Source organism: Pseudobacteriovorax antillogorgiicola (assembly GCF_900177345.1).
Lineage (GTDB): Bacteria > Bdellovibrionota_B > Oligoflexia > Oligoflexales > Oligoflexaceae > Pseudobacteriovorax > Pseudobacteriovorax antillogorgiicola.
The window spans coordinates 203245-224103 of the sequence record NZ_FWZT01000004.1 but is presented as its reverse complement, the minus strand read 5'-3'; the positions used below and the strand labels follow the sequence as shown (position 1 = coordinate 224103).

The window sequence follows — 20859 nt, the reverse complement described above, 5'->3', positions numbered from 1 at the left end:
GGGTCTGCTGCGACTAGGTAAGATTCGCGCAACAATTTCTGGGCCAATGAGTATAAATGGAATCAAAGGAGATTAATCCGTTCACTCATTGGAAAGCTGCTAACAGTTTCTCGGTATCGGCGAACGGTATCCGCCAGGGCTTCGATAGACTTTGCCTTCATGCACCGCGAGTAAAAGGAGTGACCAAAGGTGAGCCAGCGATGAGAGTGGGTCACAAAGAATCTAATTTTCCGCACTTTCTTTGTTTCATTCTCGAAGTGCTTATCCACCAGGGCAATAAATCGCTCAACAGCCATCAGATAGGCCATCCCCTCATCTTCCCGGCTTCTAGGGGGAACTGGGGAACTAAAGCCCTCTGGTGCCTCCAACTCTAGCCCTAAATCGTGGGCGATTTGCCAAAGAATCCAAGGCCTAGCTGTAGCAGCGCGACCGATCATAGCTCCGTCAAGGCCATATTTCTCAATCATATCGATTGCATCGCTGCTAGTCTGGATATCCCCATTGCCGACCACGGGAATCTTACGAGCTTTTTTGACGCTAGTTAAGGCCGACCAGTTGGCGTCACCACGATGCTTTTCAGCTTGGAGGCGAGCATGGATGGTGATCCAATCTGCACCGGCAGCTTCCAATTTGGCAGTAAACGAATCGATGTAGGCAGGATCTTCTTTCTTGAGACCACAGCGCATCTTCACGCTAAGAGGCCCCTGATAATGGCGGCGAGTGGTTTCCACAACACGAGCAGCATAGTCTTCGTCGCCCATCAGACGAACTCCCCAGTTGTGGCGAAGGGTCCGCTTTACAGGGCAGCCCATATTAATATCAATACCCCAAGGTTCGAGGTGATCGAGCTTTCTTAAACTGCGCTCGATATACCACTCCTCATTGCCGAGAATCTGGGGAATCATACTGCCTCGATCTCGCTTGGTGATCTGCAACTCTTCGGAAAGATCAAGGCGCTCGCTGGGTAGCCTCAAAGTGGAAAGCATTTCGGAGAAAAGTTTGATATCCAGATTTGCTGGGGTAAAAGACCGGATTAGCTCACGAAATGCTACATGAGAAAGGCCGACCATTGGCCCGACCATAAATGGAAAAGAAGCTCCTAAACTCTCCAAACCGCGCATCTTTACGCACCCTCGCCTCTGGTTGCTGTCATTGGGACACCAGATATAGGGCATTTTAGGTTCAGCCGCAAGCTCCACTAGCTAGAGAAACAATGTATCAAACAGATCATGGCAAGCTTTCCCAATGGGACTTAGCTACGACCACCACACCATCCGCATCGGCAACAATATGGTCCCCTGGGGCGATTGCAACGCCTCCAATACGAATTGCTGCATCATGCTCACCTAATCCACGTTTGAGCGATTTTCTTGGGCAGGTCCCTAGGGCAAAGATTCCAATGGGAGTGCGAATCAGCTCGTCATGGTCTCGCACCGCGCCGGCCACCACAACACCAGCCCAACTATTAGTAGCTGCCAGCTCCGCAAGATTACCCCCAAGTAACGCGCAGCGCAGGCTTTCATCACCATCAACGACCAATACTCGGCCAAACCCAGGCTTTTCAAGGGCTTCACGGACTAAGGTATTATCTTCAGGAGCCTTGACCGTGGCCACTGGGCCCACGGCTCCTTTCAACTTACCAAAAGACTGCCACGAAAGTGGCAATACATGGGCCTTTTCTCCAAGAGCATCGCAGACATCAGCACTGGCTTTCATCATAATCTCCTTGTTTCTAGATTGGATTGTTCAGGAGGAACTCTAACAACTTGTCTTATAGATCACCAGCTAGAAACGGAAGCCTTTTTCAGAACTGCGATAGGGAGCGATGCCAAGACTCTTTTTGATCGTAAGAAGTAATCGTAAGCTCTTGCCCCTGCCAAGGAAACGATAGTTCAGAACAGTGAAGTAAAAGCCGCTGCCAACCCAATTGATCGCGGAAGAGACGATTATGATTTCCTTTGCCATACTTGGTATCTCCGATGATAGGATGCCCGAGGTGCTTCAAATGCCGACGGATCTGATGGCGACGACCATGTTTGGGCTCGATCTGCAAAAGGCTATAGCGAGCCTCGGGAAATCGATCGATGGGGAATGGCAAAGTATATTCTGCAACCGTTTCAAACCTAGTCTGACACTCTTGAATTGCACCAGTGTCTGGATGCTTTAAAGGGTAGTCTAATAGCAGTGGTTCAGCTAGCCAGCCTCTGACTAGGGCATGATAGATCTTTTTTACCTGATGGGATCGGAACAGTTCTCCCATTTCACTCGCTGCTTCGGAGCTCTTTGCCAGGACTAAGACTCCCGACGTGGGTTTATCGAGCCGATGGACTGGATAGAGGTGGTAGCCTAGTTTGCGTCTGAGGAGCTGGAGGATGAGGCGTTCTTTTTCCTGGTCGAGTGGTGAGCGGTGGACTAAGTAGCCTGATGGTTTCTGGATGGCTATTAGGTCTTTGGTTTCTTTTAAAATTGGGATGTCTTCGTTTGAACAGGGCACTATCATAAAAATCCATAAAAAAAGAGGGGGCTATCCCCCCTCTTATAACTCAATTTTTTTTGATGACTCAATCGATTAAGGTTCGACCAAGTTGTAAAGAAGGCCATATTGTGCAGAAAGATCCGAGCTGCCCAGAACACTCATAAAGCTATTCAATTCATCTTTCGTTAAGATATCTAACTTACTGATTTCGAAACGATTTTCCGTGAACTCTACAAGCTTGTTCTTTAGATTAGCGATAACCTCATCGAAGGCACCTTCTTCAGTCCTATCAAAATCGTCACCCATATCTAGCATAGTAAGAAGCGCATTATATTGCTCAGGCGTGAAATAAATTTCCTCCTCCGCAAAAGTATCTACAGCTTCTCGAAGCAACTGGCTCATAAAGTCTTCCAGACGCTTTCTATTAAAGTCTACTCTAAGGTCACCCGAGTTTTTCTCAATCTTCTCCATAACTATGTCTACGGTCTCAATGTCACCCTTAAACAGCTGATCAAGGAGATTAAGCCGTTTCATCATTTTGTATAGGTCAGGGTTTCTAGACTCTGTCGCAATATTCAGCATTCCGTTTGAATCTAGCCTATATAGCGTACCAGAATCTCCAGCATACCCTGATGCCTTTTCATTCAGCTTCACCGTCGCAGTAAAACTTCTACGAATCGGACGACTTGCCGAATTCGCCCTGTCAGCCCGATTGATAAATGTTGAAAGTGCAGTCAAGTATACTCCCTGCTCTTCTTTAAAGAATGGAAGGTGACCGCCAGTTAACCCCACAGTCTTCCCATCTAGTCCATTAATCACTCGATCAAGTAGCTTCTCTCTTATCAATTGGCTGTACTCTCGGCTGTCCATCATAGAAGGGTAGAAGCCTCTATTAAAGTTTGGCTGTAAGTTTGGCGACTTTCGGAAAAGCGTAACCATTGCCAAATTTTTAATCTCTTCAAACCCATAAGAATAGACAGGATTCAAAGCAGAGAAGTAGTCTGCATACGTATAAACTTCCTTAAGCTTCTCAGCGAGAACATCGGGGTCGAGATCAAGCTCAAGGCTTTGAACGCTTTGCCCATACTCGATTACACCTAAGTTTTCGCCTAGCAACTCTGAATAATCTTCGACCAAGTATTTCTCCGCCTCTTTACAATTTTGAACTGTAACACCGCGGGTCGCAAACAGATTCGATCGAAACTTTCTGAACTCCACAATGCTGGCTCGATCTTCCTCGTTGTATACTTGGCAAACTTTCAATGGCTGAAAGAGGACATCTGTCAAAAAGTTAAAAATCAATTTTGACGCCTCAAAATAGTTCTTATATTCAACGTTTCCATTTGCTGCTTCCGCATCAACAATTTTCTGCAGCTCTTCTAACGTACCCTTATCGCCTTCTAAATACCGGCCAACACCTGGGTAGTTGTAGATCAAGTATCTCCAGTACTCGTAAATTTGCCTGAACGCTAGGAAGTAGGTATCCACACCAACTCTGCCACTAAAAACCTTGTTATTGTACACGTAACCATTTTGGATGATTCCAGCATGTATCTGGCTAACAGCCCACGTAACGTACTCTTGAGGCTTAGATCCAACATCCCATTTTCGACACAAAGGATCGAAGAACGGATCGTTGCCATTATTCTCAGAGTCAGTACACATCCGGTATTTTTTCAACTCATCTTTTGAGCTACCTGCTTGAGCTGCAGCATCCGCGACACTAGTGTTGGCTGGGATCTCAACGGTAGTGCCATCCTTAAGATCTACTTTTCTACCATATAGGTACTTGATAGCGGCCACATCATACGGGCCTGCTTTAGAGAATAGGTCGAAGTCTCTGTCAGGGTAATCCATTACGGAAGAAGAAGGGTATGCGTAAGTTTTCTTGTCCTCTTTCTTGGCAAAGTTAGGCTCATCGCTACTTGCAGCAAAGTTGTGACCAAGCCCTAAGTTGTGGCCGATTTCATGAATCAATGTTGAAATTAAGGTATCCTTCATCAAGTTTTGAGCACAGGAGAGTATCGCCTCTTCCTCACCTTCTAGGTTCAAAACTTCAGAATTGTTCGAATGCGCTTCTTTCAACTTTTTAAGGTAAGAATCTAAACTCGAATTTCCCTTTAAGCACTCGTTCCTAATTTTCTTCCAGTTGTTGGAGCTTGAAGCAACTGCTGCAAAGCCACAACCAGAGTCTGAAAATGAGGTTCTAGCGAACGCTGGAATAGCAGCTTGCAATTCTGTTGAATCTTTAGGTTTAACTTTAGCTTTCGCAATTGGCGCAAACAGGTCTTCATCGTTCACATCAAACAGGGATTCTTTTGACTCTGCAAACCCAATCTTGCTATTAATTAACGCTCCCCCCTCCAGGATACCATCAGCGAGATCGATTAGTTGAATTCCCTTTACTGCTTTGTCATCATATAGCCCAAGTTCGTTTCGAACAAAGCTTCTAACACTCCTAATGATTCCCTCGCGATAAGCGCGAAGATAGATATGAGTAGAAGCTGAAAAGGTGACACCATTTCTAGTGTCCTGAACCGACGGCCCGAAACCAAGAAGCATCCCACCACCATTCATGGAAGAGTCAATTTCGTAGCCGTAGAATGAAATTTGGTTGTAGCGAACATCACCAAGGTCCACCCGTTTATCGTCAAGGCGAACCCTGATTCCGGTTCCTGCTTCTGTAAAAGCCTTGTCCCAAGCGTCAACTGAAGCTTGAATAGCTTCCAAGTAGATCGGGTCATTTGGAGTATTTTTGGTAATATTAAAGACGATTTCACCATCTTCAGGATAGATCCGGTTTGCAAAGTCTAGCTTTTCAAAATCGGCATCTTGCTGATAAAGGTTACCATTGATCACATTTCGCCTGTTGTAGAAAATATGAAACATTCGCTTGTCTGCTGCAAAGATTCTTTGCCCATCCAGCTTACGATTGTCTTTCTTAAGCGAGTACTTATATGTGTTTCCAGTGGTAGATTCATAGATAGTAAAAGAGAAATAGTCATTGCCAATCTCAAGTTTTTCAAGCTTGTTGTCTTGCGTTAAGCTTTGCCCAAGACGATCAGCATTGTTGAAGTCGACTAGGCCGTAAGCTCTTTCCTCCCAGAAGCGGGCACCTGACTCATCATCATCGAGCATAGTTTCTTCGAGTTGGGCGTTTGAACCAGACTTTGTAAGAGCAAAGTCGACCCACTTAACAGGAATCTCAAGAGCTACAATAGTCTTAGTCGGGTCGAGCACTTCTTGCTCTTTCGCGATATTTAGATCCACACCGAGGATACTGTTCTTAGTACGAGCAAATTTTATCTTTAGTGCAGAAGGTGTATCACCTAGAATCGACTTGCTGTTGATTGCACGACCAACAAGTGTCTTTGTATAAACCCACTCATCATCACCAGTAAAAAATGACGCAGGAAGCAAATCCAACTTCTTGGGAGCATCGAAATATTTGATACTATCTTTGCTGACCTTGAAGTGCGTTGACTCTGAGAGATAGTCTTTAGAAAAAGTAGCGTTCTGCTGAGTACTTTTGCCACGAGAGTCCTTAACTTTTTCAACTGTATAAAGAGATACAGGGAGGCCCATCATTGGTACAGAGTAACTACCGTTTGCTAGTTTAGTAGCGTAGGTAAGCTCCTGAGAAGGAATATCCTCTTTCGCTGCTACCTTTGAGAGGATCACATGGCTATCTGTCATGGAGTAGCTAAGCGTATAATCTGCGTTTTCTTTTCCATAGAAATAATAGTCACTAAGGTCAATATTAGCGAAAAGTCCCTCGCTCACAGAAAACTCAACGGCATCGAGGCTATTGATTCCATCAAAGCCATCGATAATCTCGATAACATCTGCTTTTGATGTTTGACCCTTGAACCTATTCGCCCCCGTGGTAATCGTAAAACTCTTACCCTGGTAATCTGAGATGGAGTATAGGTTTTCTCCATCGCCCTGAACGAAGTCAGGAGACCTTTTCTTCTGACATGAAGGAACTACTGCGATGGCAAGCATCACCAGCAATACCTTTTTGAGTGGGTTGTTGAACTGTTTCGTCATGTAAAAACTCCTTTGCGACTTTCGTTCCATAAATTACCGTTACAGCGAATACGTTACAGACGCAGTGACAAGACTCTGGTCCGCGTAAGTAAAGTTAAGGTTTGGGGTTAGGCCATCATAGCCATAAGTTCGATCTTCTTTGCTAAGGCTTAGCCCGTATGAAAGTTGATCGGTTTGTGAATACGTAATCGAAGCATGACCACTATAGATATCGTCCTTCTTGCTGCCGTCAGCCAAGAAAACAGTGGAATTTGAGCCACCAATATTAAAAGTAACGGGCTCTATCTCGTACCCTATTCCAAAACTCACTTCATAGAGCGACTCGGGGTTAAAAACACCACCCTTGTTAGTTTCAAACTCGTAGTAGCTGTATGATACGCCTAAACCAGCAGATAGGGTGAGACCTGGAATCGCCGTCGTGTATGCAAGCGCAGGAGCTATCTTTATGGATCCAACAAAGCCATAGTATTTCCGCGAATCATCATTAGTTGCAAGGTATGATGAGAATTCGGAACTTAGCTTTAAGTCATCTGTGAAATCGAATCCGACACCTGTGAAGCTCAACTTCGTGTTTTGAAAATTAGAATTATTATCCTCGTAGCCAATTTCATCAACATAGGAAAACTTCGCGCTTAGCAATGGGTCCTTTAGCCAACTTGTTGTCGGAAAACTCGGCCGAAAAGAGGTGACAAGGGCCAAACCATACTGTCGATAATGATCAACGCTGCTGGACTCAATTGGGGTCTCGCTCAATGAAGCTGTCAAGGAAAGTCCCCAAGTTTTTTCAGTGTGTTTAGTCTGTACTACTTCCTGGGCAAGAGCTTCTTTGGCGGATACGAGGGTTGCAGCTACAATTAAGAAATTTCCGAGTCCCATATGCTTCCTTTCACGGTTTACTTCCGACTGGCTGGGCAGTCAATAAGTCAAGTAGGCCAACATTAGCATACTAATTGGTAGGAAATAAATTACATTTTTATGGTTTCTTAATATTACATGAGAATGATGACAATTTCATGTGCTCATCATGAGCACATAAAGATTTTTTATGAAGTTATTTCAGGCAGATAGAGTTTATGAGAAAAATAAATGATTTAGCTAACTAATACAGTTAGACATCTATGGCTTATAATAAATTCTCCTAGGCCATATAATTAAATACTCAAACGAAACCAATCAAACCGACAAACCTTGCTATCACCCCAAGGGCACTGCTTAGGAGCAGGGTTCTTCACCCCCTCCAGATAAACCACATTCTCAAGCTCCTTCAAGACCCCAAAGTCAGCAACATTATTGTGACTCAGAATAATCACCCCTAAGTTCTGATTCTGAACTAAAGGGCGCACATCGCTCACTTGATTGTGGCTGGCATTCAATTCCTTTAATTCTCCTAGAGTTTCAAGGCCACTTAGATTTGTAAGGCTCTTGTATTTCTCATTACTAGCAATCAGCATCTCAAGGTTTGGAAAGAAACTTGCTCCTTCAAAACTGCCAATAGGATTATTACTGATGTTGAAGTGAGTTAAAGATTCCAATGGCTGTGTCAGTGTTAACTTCTCAACTTGATTACCTTCTAAGTCTAAACTTTTGAGACTTGCCATGCCTTCAAGCGGAGGCAGTTCAACGATCTGATTACCGCGAAAGCTGATATGCTCCAGTTTGGGTAGATCAGCAAGCACCGGAGCCTCTTCTAGGCTGCCATCTAAGACTTCCAAGATTCGAAGTGATTCTAAGTCAGTAATGGCGTCAATGGTCTTGAGTTTGCGATTTCTCATGAGAAATACTTCTTCCAATTGCTTGCAACTGCTCAGGCCTAGAAGGCTTTCTACGTTGCTATCCTGAATATAGAGCTGCTGAAGGGATGGAAAACGACCCAATGACAAATTCGCCTGGAGTTTTGGTTCGTATAAACGCAGGCTTTTCAGCTTGGGGTAGGAACCAGTAAGCCCAAGATCTTGAGAGCCCGACACTTCCAATGCTTCCAGGCTCTGCGGATCTAGTGCACTCAATCGTACTCCCTTCACATCAGTGAGAATCATCGTCTTGATTTTGAGGCCTGATATCTCGGTCCACCCTTGGGATTCCATATAGCCAAGCTTTAGAAAACTCAGGCTCGACTTGCCCGTCAAGCTTTGCGCATCGAGCGGAAACCCGGTGTTGAAAAGTGTCAGCTTTTTAAGCTGGGTCAGTGGCTCAATGTTCCAAGATTTTTTTAACTGCACCCGAGGGTGGTTGTCCATTATGGTAAGCTCTTCCAAACTTGTTAAGTGTAGGATCGGGCTTAAGTCAACGATGGTGTGGTTGACTAATACCAAGCGCTTGATATTAAATTTTTGTAGAGATTGAAGTGGTCTTAGATCTTCTAAGAAATAGTCAAAGTTGCCTCGACCAAACTCACTGATTGAGAAATTCAATGTTGGATCTTTGGCAAACATCATCGTCAACCATGCTTCCGCTAGATAGCAATCTTCGAAAAGCTCCCGACCTTCAATACTAGAATCTTGTTTGCGAGCGAAGTCCGCCGCTTGTCTGATAATACTTTGCGTCGTAAACCAGCTTGGTGACTTAATGTCATCATAAGCACACCATTCCACAAAACTACTCTGATCTAAGTCTGGCTTGCTTGGATAAACAGGAGGTGCAGGCCTTTGGTTGGCATCTCCGTCGAAGTTTAGTTGGATACCAGAGCTTTGCTCAATCCAGTGAACGTAGGCCCCAACAGAATTATAGATTGCCTCACCATTTTCGCAGAGCCTGTTATAATCCTCCTGAACAAGAATTTTATCCCAGCCCATGAAATTTCCTAAAAGATACCATTGCCCATTCCTCTGGACACCTAAAGGCCCTCCCGAATCACCAAAACATGGCCCCTCGTTCGGCGTTGGTCCCACAAGCAACAAATGAAAGATACGCCCTTGATTGACATACTCTTGCAACATGGTATCCACAAAAGCTAAGTCACCACCGTAGCAATCTGGGTCGCTTAGAGAACAGTGGGTTTTCTTCTGACCGAAACCTCCCATCGTCAACCCCTGACCGGGCTCAATCACATCGGGGTCGTTCCATATTTCAAGAGGTTTTGTATAGGCTGGTGCTGGTTCAGCAAGGCGAATCCAAGCGATATCGAAGTTGCTATCGTACTTATGAGACTTTTTGAATGCCTCATGGACCTCTCCCTGACGAACTTCTGGTGAGTCTCCTCCGTAAAAAGCCAGCTGATAGTCCCGTACGGTTTTTTTAAAAATGCAATGAGCTGCGGTGACAACTAGTTTGGGATGTACCAAAGTTCCAGTGCAGAACGATTTCTTACTCTGAGCATCTTCCAGAGCCACGATAGCATTCACCAAAGGGTGACCCTGAGGTAAGTCGTAGCCATGAACCATTTTCAACGTCATTTGTTCTGCTCGATTTTGATCACTTGAGCAAGATGACACCATTTGGACAATTAGTAATAGCGCTGCGATCCGCCACTTCACACTGAACCTCCTTTTGATTCTTCACAACAACTGCAAGCACTTATTATGCCAGCTAATTTCAATTGAAGATTGGCTTTTTCACTCACCTTTGACCAAGAAAGAAATCTTAACCGCTTCAAACCACGCAGCCCTTGCGTTTGGCTAGTAAAAGAACCCAGATTTGTTGGCACTGATATACACGTGAAAAGCGAAAGCCATGTCTCAATCCTCCGACTGTCATTTATACCGGGATGAATGAATTCAGCTACGAAGTAAAAGGCTACGCCTACCACCCAAAAACTAGCGCAAACGACTACACATATCCTTATTACAAATTCGAAAGAGGCGTTTATCCCCTTATTTGTAGTAAGAAAATAGCCGATGCAAAGCCATAGATCGGCTGGAGCAAAAGGTTTACCTATGAATTTTTGTACTGAAAGCCTTCAAAAAGAGATTGAAGCCACGTTAATCATTTACCTTTGCCGTTTCTTTTGCCCGGTCTGCTTGGTATTCGCAGCTTTCTTCACCATCGAGTTTTACCCCCCTTTACTCAGTGTCGCTCTTCTAGGCATTATAACTCTGGGTCCCGGTTGTAGCCGCACCCTGGTGGAACGGTTTCTTGGCCCACTTAAAATTTTTACACTAGCTGCCTATGGATGCCTGTTATCAGCCATCGCCTATTTCTCCGGTGGAACACAATCACCAGCGATACCTTGGGTCGTCATTGCGATCGCGGTGTCACCATTTCTGCTCAGCAAGCAACAGACGATACTTCACTTTAGTGTTCATTTAGTTGCCCAGGTGACTATTGAGATTGTTAAGCCGCGGGAACTAGACCCATTTTTTCAAGGCGCAACAATACTCCCTACAGTACACACTCTTTCAGTGGCAACCTGCATTGCCTTTGCCTTTGCCTTATTCTATCGCTTTTCGCAATTTGTGCTCCAACAGACACAACAAAATAGGCAACTTTCGAGTATCCAGCAAAACCTCTTAAAAGTTTTTGATCAGGCGGAGGACTTTATCGGAATGTCCGACAGCCATGGAAGAATCATTTATCACAACCGAGCTTTCAATAAGCTGGTAGGAGTTTCACAAGAGGATGCCCAAGATATGATCATTCCACAATTCCATCCCCAATGGGCCAGTGATCTCGTGGTAAGTGAAGGGATTCCAGAAGCTATTAAGAATGGTTCCTGGACAGGCGAAACAGCTATCTACAACAAAGACAAGAATGAGGTTCCTGTTCTCCAAACTATCATCGCCCATGTGAACCATCACGGTTATCCCGAGTATGTGTCTACGATTATGAAGGACATCACCGCTCTGAAAGCTCGGGAACAAGATATGGAGCGAGCAAAGCGTTTTGCTGAGCAAGCAATGGTGGCAAAATCTCAGTTTCTAGCTAACATGTCTCACGAGATTCGAACTCCGATGAATGGATTGTTAGGCAATATAGAGCTTTTATCCGATATGAATCTCCCAGAAGAAGCTAGCCAAAGGATCAAGACTATCGAGTCATCTGGACAGCACTTGATGCGTGTTCTCGATGACATCCTCGATGTTTCAAAAATTGAAACAGGAAACTTAAATCTAGAGAGGATAAGTTTCAACCTCCCATATCTGATGAACGACGTGGTAAGCATGTTTTTAGATAAGGCTTTCCAGAAGAATATAGATTTGAATGTGACCATCGCAGAACAAACTCCTGAATGGGTCTATGGCGACCCTACCAGACTGAGACAAGTTCTTCTCAACTTAATTAGCAACAGCATAAAGTTCACCAATGAGGGCGGTGTATCAGTGACTCTATCTCCGGGAAGCTCGGCAGACTACCTAGACTTCGTGGTGGAAGATACTGGCGCTGGTATTCCCATTGACCAGCAGGAGAACGTCTTTAAGTCTTTCCATCAGGGCGACAACTCCACTACCAGAAAATTTGGAGGCACTGGCTTGGGTCTCGCCATTGCCTATAAGCTTGTACAAGCCCAGGGCGGTGTTTTTGCTCTTGAAAGCCAGGTGGGTGTTGGCACTCGCTTTTCATTTACCTGCCACCTGCCTAAGTCTAGCGCTCCTGAAGTCGCTTCGAGCAAAGAATCATCGCAGCTCTTAGCTGATCGCAAACCCCTTCAAATCCTGGTGGCGGAAGACAATGAAATCAATACTGATTTGGTGCGGCGCTACTTAGATAGGCTTGGTTATCGCGCAGATTTTGCCAGCAATGGGGATGTCGCTCTAAAAATGTGCCAACAGAAGAATTACGACATCGTTTTTATGGATTGTCATATGCCGATCATGGATGGTTTTGAAGCCACCCGCAAGATCTTAGCTCTAGGGAACTCACCCGCTCCAACGATCGTCGCGCTCACAGCTAGTGTCATGAAAGAGGAGCAAGAGTTGGCAGCTTCCTGCGGAATGTCTGGATTCCTTGGCAAGCCTCTCAGCAAGAAGCGGCTCCAAGAGTTTCTGATCAAGTTTGAAAATTATGACCAACCCAAGCCTTCACAGGCTTCCTAAGTGGGCATCAAATTTTTTAAGAACTCTCAGCTTCCCTAGCAGAACACGCCCGTGATATACCTCCTGGCACTATTTAGATTAGATCATATCGGAGCCAGCACACCATGCCTTATAACTTGCTCATATCTGCCGAGGAACTGCATCAAATCCTACACCAAGGGTCCACCGTTGCCATCGACTGCCGCTATCGGCTAGAGTCGCCACGGTGGGGCCTGACACAATACCGACTCGGTCACATACCGGGCGCTATATTTATAGATATGGACCACGAACTATCGGGACCGCCGACTGCAGGACAAACAGGACGCCACCCCCTACCGCACCGCAGTACATTTCACCTTACCGCAAGACAGCTAGGATTGTCCCCCAAGCAGCAGCTTGTAGTCTATGACCAGGGGCCAGGGTGTTTCGCCAGCCGAGCTTGGTGGATGTTTCGCTGGCTAGGCTTCGAAAATGTCGCAGTCCTCGATGGAGGCTTCGCGAATTGGCAGAAGTCAAATCCCGTCACTCAGGAGATTCGCACCCTGCCCCTAGCTGACTGGGACCTGCCACCGGAACCGTTTCTTGTGGCAAGCGCCCAGGACATTATGAATCACCTAGGTAAAATCGACTTACTTGATGCTAGGAACCTCGATCGCTTCGAGGGTAAAAACGAAACCATTGACCCTGTCGCTGGTCATATCCAAACAGCCCGCAGTGCCCCGTTTGAAAAAAATCTCAATTCGGAAGGGCTTTTTAAGGAGCCATCCCAATTACGATCCCACTACCTTGGAATCCTTTCTGGCAAAGCTGACGAGGCTATCTGCTACTGTGGATCGGGGGTTACGGCCACTCACAATATCCTGGCCATGAAGTTGGCCGGACTTGGGGAAGCTCGCCTTTACCCAGGCTCCTGGAGCGAGTGGATCACAGATCCTAAGCGGCCCATCGAAACAGGGAGCTAGTATGTTTAAAGAGTCGACGACCTAGTCGGCTCCATTAAATGCCCGTCTTGAAGCAGTTTCAAGCCACTGACCTATAGACGCGACCTAAGGATTAAGCTATCAATGTAGGCCTGTGCAAAGGCTAAGGATTTCTATTGTTTAATAAGGTCCGATAAGCTAGTGTGATGTGTTAATGTTAATTTGACGTATAAAGAGGAAGACATGGTTAAGGTAACGTTCCCTGACGGCAACGCGAAGGAATTCGACGATGGTGTTACAGGGATGGAAATTGCAAAAGGCATCAGTCCCAAACTTGCAAAAAACTCAGTGGCTCTTAAGACCGGCGACACGATCACCGACTTAATGACCCCCTTAACCACGGACACCAGCATTCAGATTCTTAGCAAGACAGATGAAGACTCTCTCGAAGTGATTCGTCACTCGACAGCTCACCTTCTTGCTTTTGCAGTGCAAAACCTCTGGCCTGGAACTCAGGTAACCATCGGACCGGTTATCAAAGATGGTTTCTTCTACGACTTTAAGTTTCCCGAAGACGTCAAGCTAAGCGACAAAGACCTTCCGCAAATTGAAAAGGAAATGCGCCGTTTACTTAAGGCCAACCATCCGTTTGTGAGACGGGTGGTTCCCAGAGACGAAGCCGTTAAACTCTTTAAAGATATGGGAGAGCACTTCAAATGTGAAGTGATCGATGCGATTCCAGAAAATGAAGACGTCTCCATATATGACTTAGGTGATGGCTGGTTTGACGTTTGCCGTGGCCCTCATGTGCCTTCCAGCAAATTCCTAGGCATCTTTAAGTTAACTCACATTGCTGGTGCATACTGGAGAGGTGATGAGAACCGTGATCAACTTACGCGGATCTACGGCACCGCTTGGGCAAGTCAAGAGCAGCTAGATGAGCACCTCTACCGAATGGAAGAGGCTAAAAAACGTGATCACCGGGTTTTGGGTAAGAAACTCAACCTTTTCAGCTTCCATGATGAAGCTCCAGCTAATGCCTTTTTTCATCCGAGAGGAACGGTTCTTTATAATCAACTACAGAACTATATGCGCAAGAGCAATCGTGAGGCTGGCTTTGAAGAGGTTGGAACACCCCTTGTGATGAACGTAGACCTTTGGCACAAGAGTGGACACTACGATAACTATAAAGAAAACATGTATTTTACCAACGTCGATGATCGGGAAGCTGCGATTAAACCGATGAACTGCCCCGGTCACTGCCTCGTTTACAAGTCTACAAGACATAGTTATCGGGACCTTCCCCTCCGTTTCTCTGAGTTTGGCCGAGTCCACCGTCACGAGCCAAGCGGCGCCACCCATGGCCTCTTCCGAGTGCGAACGTTCGTCCAAGATGATGCCCATATCTTTTGTACAGTGGAGCAGATTCAAGAAGAGATCGAAGGTGTTCTGAGACAAATCGATAAAGTATACAAGTACATGGGCTTCGATAATGTCCGTCTTGAGCTTTCAACACGCCCTGAGAAATCCATCGGTAGCGATGAAGTATGGCAAACAGCGGAAGCTGCCTTGGAGAAGGTTCTTAAAAGCTCTGGAAAAACCTGGCAGCTAAACCCCGGTGATGGTGCGTTCTACGGCCCGAAAATTGACTGTCATTTGATCGACTCACTCGGGCGCTCTTGGCAGTGTGGAACTGTTCAGCTCGACTTTTCCATGCCAGAGCGGTTTGGGCTTGAGTACATGGGTTCCGATGATAATAAGCACACCCCTGTGATGATCCACCGCGCTGTATTGGGGAGCATCGAGCGTTTCTTAGGGATTATGATCGAACACTTTGCTGGTCGATTCCCCGTTTGGCTAGCTCCTGAGCAGGTGAAGATCATTCCAATTGGCGATCGCCACCTAGAGTATGCGGAAGAAGTGACAAATGCACTTCAGGCCAAAGGCTTGCGGGTGAAGATGGATGGTCGGAATGAGCGCTTGAATTTTAAAATTCGAGAAGCTCAAATGGAGCAGGTGCCTTATATGGTGGTGATTGGTGACAACGAAGCCGACCAGCGCACCTTGAGCCCAAGAAAAGTAAATGGTGATCAGCTTGATCCTATGAACCTGGAAGCCTTTGCCAAGACACTGATCGAAGAAGGTGCTTTAGACTAGTACTCCTCTAACATTCGTAGCCAAGCAATAAGCGCCTCACCCCTCGGGATTTGAGGCGCTTTAGTTTCAACAATTAGGGGCTTGAAATCGACCAATAGCCTGCGATATCAGAATCACGGATGTCTGGACCCACACTCCCCTTGCCCCAAAAATAGTCATTCATGTTACTCACACCATCATATCGGAAGACACCCATTGCAACTGCTACAACCCCGGATGGTTGGTTGGTATCTTTAGCACTGAACCAAGCGTCCTTAACCTTCATCGGCTTGTTCCACCAGAGGAACGGCTGCCTCACCATATTATCAGCGAATTTTCCAGAGAAGCTCGACCAGGCGTAGGCATTTGTGTGAAAGCCTAGTAACAGGTGCAGCCCGTCAAACTCTTGTTTCCAGCGTTCAAAGCGACTCATGCTGCTCCATGAATCTTTGAGCACCTGGCAGGAGAGTAATGCCAACCACTCTAGATCCTTGTCACCCCAGTCATCAGTGGCATCGGTGTGATATAGGGTCGAGTCATCTTGAGTGGTATTTTCGAAGGTGAATCCACCTCCATAACCGTGTCCCACGTAAAATGTGATATCAGTATTATCAACCCAACTGCTATCTTGGCTTGACTTAAAATCCTGTTCCCAAGCATTCATACCTGTCCAGCTAAAGTTTTTAGTCACTCCATCAGAGGACATCCGATTGATGAAACCTTGCTCTAGGGCTCCAAATTCATTGGTCACAGCATTTTCAGTACCAAAGTCTCTAACCCCACCGACATTGATATCAATCTCTCCACCAGCTCTGCGATGGAATGGACCCTCTACCGATATTCGTTTCGTTGTAGAAACTCCGTTTTGATCGACAACTTTTACGACAACAACTTCATATTCTTGCTTCTCTCTTGGTGTTGGCTGAAACCGTACAGCTGTTTGACCACTGGCATTAAACCCCGACGAGCTAGACCAAAATATTTTGAAGGGCGGCGTTCCTCCGGAAATGCTAACCTTCGCTACTACCGTTTCTCCCAATAATTCTCCCTTTAGCTCAATTTTTGAACTCCATCGCTCATCAAATGTTGCAGGAATGATGTGCCTTAGAGTTTCGATGTCACGGCCTTCGTCATAGAGTGTGACGTTACATTCATAGTGGGGTAGATATACCTTTGCCTGTTGATCCTGTGGTGGAGCATAGTACACCAACCTCGGAACAATCTTTTTAACTTCAGGCAAACTACTAATCCCTAAGTTTTGACAAGCTTTGACAGCCTCCTCGCGGGAAATTACATCAATCAATTCTCCTGGCTCAAGCTGGTCAAAAGCAACATAAGTTCGCGTACTAGCTCCTTCACCGTTGAGTACGACGTTCATATTAGATCCGGGTCCAACAATTTGGATTCCTTCGTAGTACATATCGATCGAAACTTCGGTATCAAGCTCTTGCCTAACAATTACATCTCCATCTCTAGTTTCCGCATGAAAAGTGCTATGGCTAGCCCTAATATCAGGCTTAAACAACCGAGACGGCCATATATTTGCACCCATTAAAGCTTCTTGCACTCTATTTTGAGCTTCATCAGCAGGCAGCACTTTGATTCGCTTGACCCCTTCAAAATCAATAGCCTGGTAAAGAACCGGAAACTGATCTTCTCCAGAATAACCTTCCCCTAAGCCTTTTACAGGAATAAACTGAAATTGCTTCTCATCCATATAATTCATCACACCAAATTCGGAAAGGAACCCTTCCCTAGCCTCGATGCCTAACTTTTCTGCAAGACCGTAAGCTTGGTTCTCATCGATCCCTCGCTTCTGAACTTTGAGGACAGGAAGCTGGGTTTGTTGAGCTAGATTGCTTCTACCCTCACCTTCGCTTGCTGAAGCAAGTGAACTCATTGCTATGAGTGAGATAGGAACAGAAATAGCTATTGCATTTGCCTGAAATCGTAAAAATCTACTGAATTTCATACGCTGAATCCTTATATTTTACCTTCTAAAGATGAGGAAAAGCCTAGGTTAGTTTAGTCGCGTTGGCAAGATCAATGGGCGAAACTATGGATTTGTGAAAAGGATAAACATAGGTAAGGCCTGCATCTTAAAAGATGAAGGCCTTAAGAATAGTAATCTTGATGAATCTTAGCTAGAAATTTTAATGTACCCCAAGAGTCGAACCCTTGATTCCCTACATGGATTCATGAGTTTAATAATGCGTGTACAGGTCTGGCAGGCGATTAGTCGTCTTCGCCATCATCATCATCATCGTCATCGTCATCACCGGCATCTTCACTAGGGGGTGTGGTGTTTCCAGTTCCACTTTGATAAAGGACTTTGAGACGATCTGCAATTTTTATCTGAAAGTCTGCTGCAATCGACAGTATGCTACCTTGAGCTTTGAAAGGACTGCCTTCATCGTTGAGTTTGTAGAAGGAGCCAGCATATTCAACATAAACAGGTTTGGCATTACCATCGATCATATCCAGCTGGATCTCGCGCTTTGCATCTTGCTTGATAAGCTTGACGATCTCCTCAACTAATTTATCCCACTCTCTCATGCACAAATTGTGATTCGAGCCATTGGTTTTCTCAGCGAGCTTGATATGTTGCTCTCCAGCTCGCTTGATATTGCAGTCAGCATTTTGTGGATCTTGCCCCGCAGCTTGACCAACCATGGCATGAACGCGAGCCCCTGCTACAGGAATCTCAAAGTCGTCAGCAAGGTTGCCATCACCCTTCCCATCATCGTCTGACGTGATCACGATATCCATGCGAGCGTCTTTGAGAGATGATGTATAGCCATCAAAAAATTGATTAAGAACAGAGATGGCGTTATTGCTGCCGATAGGCATGTTAGACTGCATCACCTTATCGTTCACAGCATCATCGATCACAAGGTTGATCCGGCTAAAATCATAGACGAAATGTAAGAGAAACGGCACTTCGGTAGCACTCAAATCATTGACAAACTTTGGTATACTTTGTTCAAGAAAACCAATCTCCTTCTTCATACTACCACTGCTATCGATACCAACGAAAACTTCAACTGGCTGGACGCTCTTTTCAACGACCACTTCAACACTAGATAGCAAGAGCGAGTCTTCAATGACTGTGTCGGGAGATAAAGGACGAGCATCACCACTGGATGGCGGCGGTGGATCTCCCACCTCGACCACTGAGCTACTAGTCTCCGACGCTGTATCCACTGCCTTAAACTCAGCCTGGCAGGACACAAGAAATATTACCGGCACTAAATGTTTTGCGTATTTCATCAATCACGACCCCCTATAGCCACTCTATCGGTATAGGTTAGAAAAGAATCAATGGTGGTGTAAAAATTTGTATATTTCTATATTATATTAGATAGTTAAAACTAGGGTCGATCACGATATTATTGGCTTGAATCGCTACCTTGAAATCATATTTTGTGGGCTCACGGACAGAATTAGTTCATTTGCACTAACTTTCTGGTGGAGGGCCTTCAGATTAGCGGCGAAACACCGGGCTGTTTTAAGCAGCCTCTTTTCTCTTCGCGCGCTCCAAAACACTCATCAGAAGTGCTCGATTCAGAGGCTTCAAAAGAACATCAACCATGCCCACCTCGCGGCATCTAGCTTGTTCCTCTGGCAATACCCCAGCTGTAAGCGCAACAATAAATTCGTTTCCATTGTTGCTCTCAAGAATCTTCTGTGTAGCTTCAAAGCCATCCAACACAGGCATATGGCAATCCATAAGGATCAGATCATAGACCTTAGTTTGGCATTGATCTACTGCTTCCTGGCCATTGCTTACTAAGTCTGCCTGGATCTTTAGCTTCTTAAGATGCAGATCGATGACCTGCTGATTTACTTCATTATCTTCGACAACCAAAACTCTGAGAGAACTATAATCGGTCATTAGAGTAGGATCTGAGCTCTGACCTTCAGCCGGAGCAGACGCTTTTTTATACGAGAACCTAAAAGTGAAGGTTGCACCTTCGCCAAGACGACTTTCTACTGTTAGATCCCCACCCATAAGCCGAGCCAAGGTTCGGCTAATACTCAATCCTAGTCCGGTTCCACCAAACTTTCTGGTTGTAGAAATATCCGATTGGGTGAATGAAGAAAAGATATGCTCTAACTTATCTTCTGGGATACCAATACCTTTGTCGATTACATTTACTTTGAGCAAGTTATCTGCTTCCCTAGCAACTTCGATTACAACATCATTGCCATCTGAGAATTTGATTCCATTGGAAAGCAAATTAATCATCACCTGGCGAATTCTTGTTGGATCACCAGAAATCCAATGTGGAACCCCAGATGCCAAATTGTATTGAATCGCGACTTTACTTTTCTTCGCCTCTTCTTCTAGGATTAGAACTGTTTCGTTAAAGAGACTGTCTAGGTTGAACGTTATTTCTTCAAGTGCTAACATCTTGTTTTCTAATTTCGAAAAATCTAGGATATCATCGATAACACGCAGGAGGTGGTTGCTCGACGATTCAATGATAGCAATCTTTTCTTCAAGGTAGGGATCTGACACCTCTTCTTTTAACAAGGCATTCATTCCCAAGATACCATTCATTGGAGTTCGAATTTCATGAGACATATTTGCTAGAAACTGTGATTTGTGTTTCGAGGCTTGTTCTGCAATGGCCTTCTCTTCCCGAAGGCGTTTATTCAACTCGTCGAGCCGCTTCAAGGTCCGGCTGCGATTCCACTCGAACACAGCACCCAAAGAGCCACCCATCACAACTGCTATCGCGCCGATGACACCAGCAAGTTGCGCTCTCGATTCGGCCGTGATTGCTCGGGATGGCCAGGAACCGCTAATATCTCCCCAAGCCAGTGCTAGTAAAAACAGCAGGCAGTAGACAGTATAAGCAACTCCATTAGAAAAACCGAGAAGGAAGAACGCTAGGACTGGAACCAGAGAAAGAAAGACGACTCCAGGAGCCTGAATACCTAGGTCATTGCCGACACTATACGTTAAAAACCCTACGCACAAAGCGAGAAATGTGTGAGCGGAGAAGGTCGTCGATTGAAATTTTCTGGCAATCATTCCATTAAGAAAAAGAGAAATTCCAACGAATAGCCCCACGTAAAAACCCATATCTTGATAGGGTCTGACAATCTCTCGAAAAATAACCGCCACAAGCTCCGCCAATCCAATTGAAATGGAAAGCCCAATGAGTACTTTACGCCGGAAATTGTATTCGGATTCCATATTTCTCCTCGCTACCCTCAATAATCGGTAAAACCTTAACTTGGATAAGTTATTATTTAACAATGAAGAAATAACAAAATATTCCGTCAAATCTTACCGTTGAGAATAATACTGAAACTC

12 protein-coding genes are annotated in these 20859 nt (G+C 45.3%); 3 read left to right on the top strand and 9 right to left on the bottom strand.

All coding sequences use genetic code 11. From position 1 onward, the window contains the following. Nucleotides 1–62: 62 nt before the first annotated feature. The 6 genes from B9N89_RS07075 to B9N89_RS07050 all read right to left on the bottom strand — a co-directional run bounded on the left by B9N89_RS07075 (nt 63) and on the right by B9N89_RS07050 (nt 9999). Nucleotides 63–1175 carry a tRNA dihydrouridine synthase gene (locus B9N89_RS07075; RefSeq protein WP_132316694.1) on the bottom strand — a complete coding sequence of 371 codons (1113 nt, stop codon included), beginning with the start codon at nt 1173–1175 and terminating at the stop codon, nt 63–65. Nucleotides 1176–1227: 52 nt separating this feature from the next. Further along, nucleotides 1228–1719, bottom strand: a complete 492-nt coding sequence (rraA, locus tag B9N89_RS07070) for a ribonuclease E activity regulator RraA (protein ID WP_132316696.1) — start codon at nt 1717–1719, stop codon at nt 1228–1230. 85 nt (nt 1720–1804) lie between these two features. Next, nucleotides 1805–2500, bottom strand: a complete 696-nt coding sequence (locus tag B9N89_RS07065) for a pseudouridine synthase (protein WP_132316698.1) — start codon at nt 2498–2500, stop codon at nt 1805–1807. Nucleotides 2501–2569: 69 nt separating this feature from the next. Further along, nucleotides 2570–6526, bottom strand: a complete 3957-nt coding sequence (locus B9N89_RS07060) for a zinc-dependent metalloprotease (protein ID WP_159455210.1) — start codon at nt 6524–6526, stop codon at nt 2570–2572. Between the two features lie 39 nt (nt 6527–6565). Next, on the bottom strand, nt 6566–7402 hold the full coding sequence (locus tag B9N89_RS07055) for a hypothetical protein (protein WP_132316702.1): 837 nt from the start codon (nt 7400–7402) through the stop codon (nt 6566–6568). A 275-nt stretch (nt 7403–7677) separates the two neighbouring features. Further along, nucleotides 7678–9999 carry a leucine-rich repeat domain-containing protein gene (locus tag B9N89_RS07050; protein ID WP_132316704.1) on the bottom strand — a complete coding sequence of 774 codons (2322 nt, stop codon included), beginning with the start codon at nt 9997–9999 and terminating at the stop codon, nt 7678–7680. Between the two features lie 399 nt (nt 10000–10398). On the opposite strand from B9N89_RS07050, the gene B9N89_RS07045 reads away from it, so the two are divergent. The 3 genes from B9N89_RS07045 (at nt 10399) to thrS (ending at nt 15554) form a co-directional block, all read left to right on the top strand. Further along, a complete protein-coding gene (locus tag B9N89_RS07045; RefSeq protein ID WP_159455209.1) occupies nt 10399–12495 on the top strand; it encodes a PAS domain-containing hybrid sensor histidine kinase/response regulator in 2097 nt (698 codons plus the stop codon). Nucleotides 12496–12599: 104 nt separating this feature from the next. Next, the gene (locus tag B9N89_RS07040; RefSeq protein WP_132316708.1) at nt 12600–13439 is read left to right on the top strand and encodes a sulfurtransferase; all 840 of its coding nucleotides are present in this window, start codon (nt 12600–12602) and stop codon (nt 13437–13439) included. A 201-nt stretch (nt 13440–13640) separates the two neighbouring features. Further along, nucleotides 13641–15554 carry a threonine--tRNA ligase gene (thrS, locus tag B9N89_RS07035; protein WP_132316710.1) on the top strand — a complete coding sequence of 638 codons (1914 nt, stop codon included), beginning with the start codon at nt 13641–13643 and terminating at the stop codon, nt 15552–15554. Between the two features lie 73 nt (nt 15555–15627). On the opposite strand, the gene B9N89_RS07030 is transcribed toward thrS, so the two are convergent. From B9N89_RS07030 to B9N89_RS07020, 3 genes are all read right to left on the bottom strand, one after another. Then, complete coding sequence (locus B9N89_RS07030; RefSeq protein ID WP_143478137.1) at nt 15628–17505, bottom strand: DUF6345 domain-containing protein; 1878 nt, start codon at nt 17503–17505, stop codon at nt 15628–15630. Between the two features lie 263 nt (nt 17506–17768). After that, complete coding sequence (locus tag B9N89_RS07025) at nt 17769–18803, bottom strand: hypothetical protein (protein WP_132316714.1); 1035 nt, start codon at nt 18801–18803, stop codon at nt 17769–17771. 238 nt (nt 18804–19041) lie between these two features. Next, the gene (locus B9N89_RS07020; protein ID WP_132316716.1) at nt 19042–20739 is read right to left on the bottom strand and encodes an ATP-binding protein; all 1698 of its coding nucleotides are present in this window, start codon (nt 20737–20739) and stop codon (nt 19042–19044) included. Nucleotides 20740–20859: the final 120 nt, after the last annotated feature.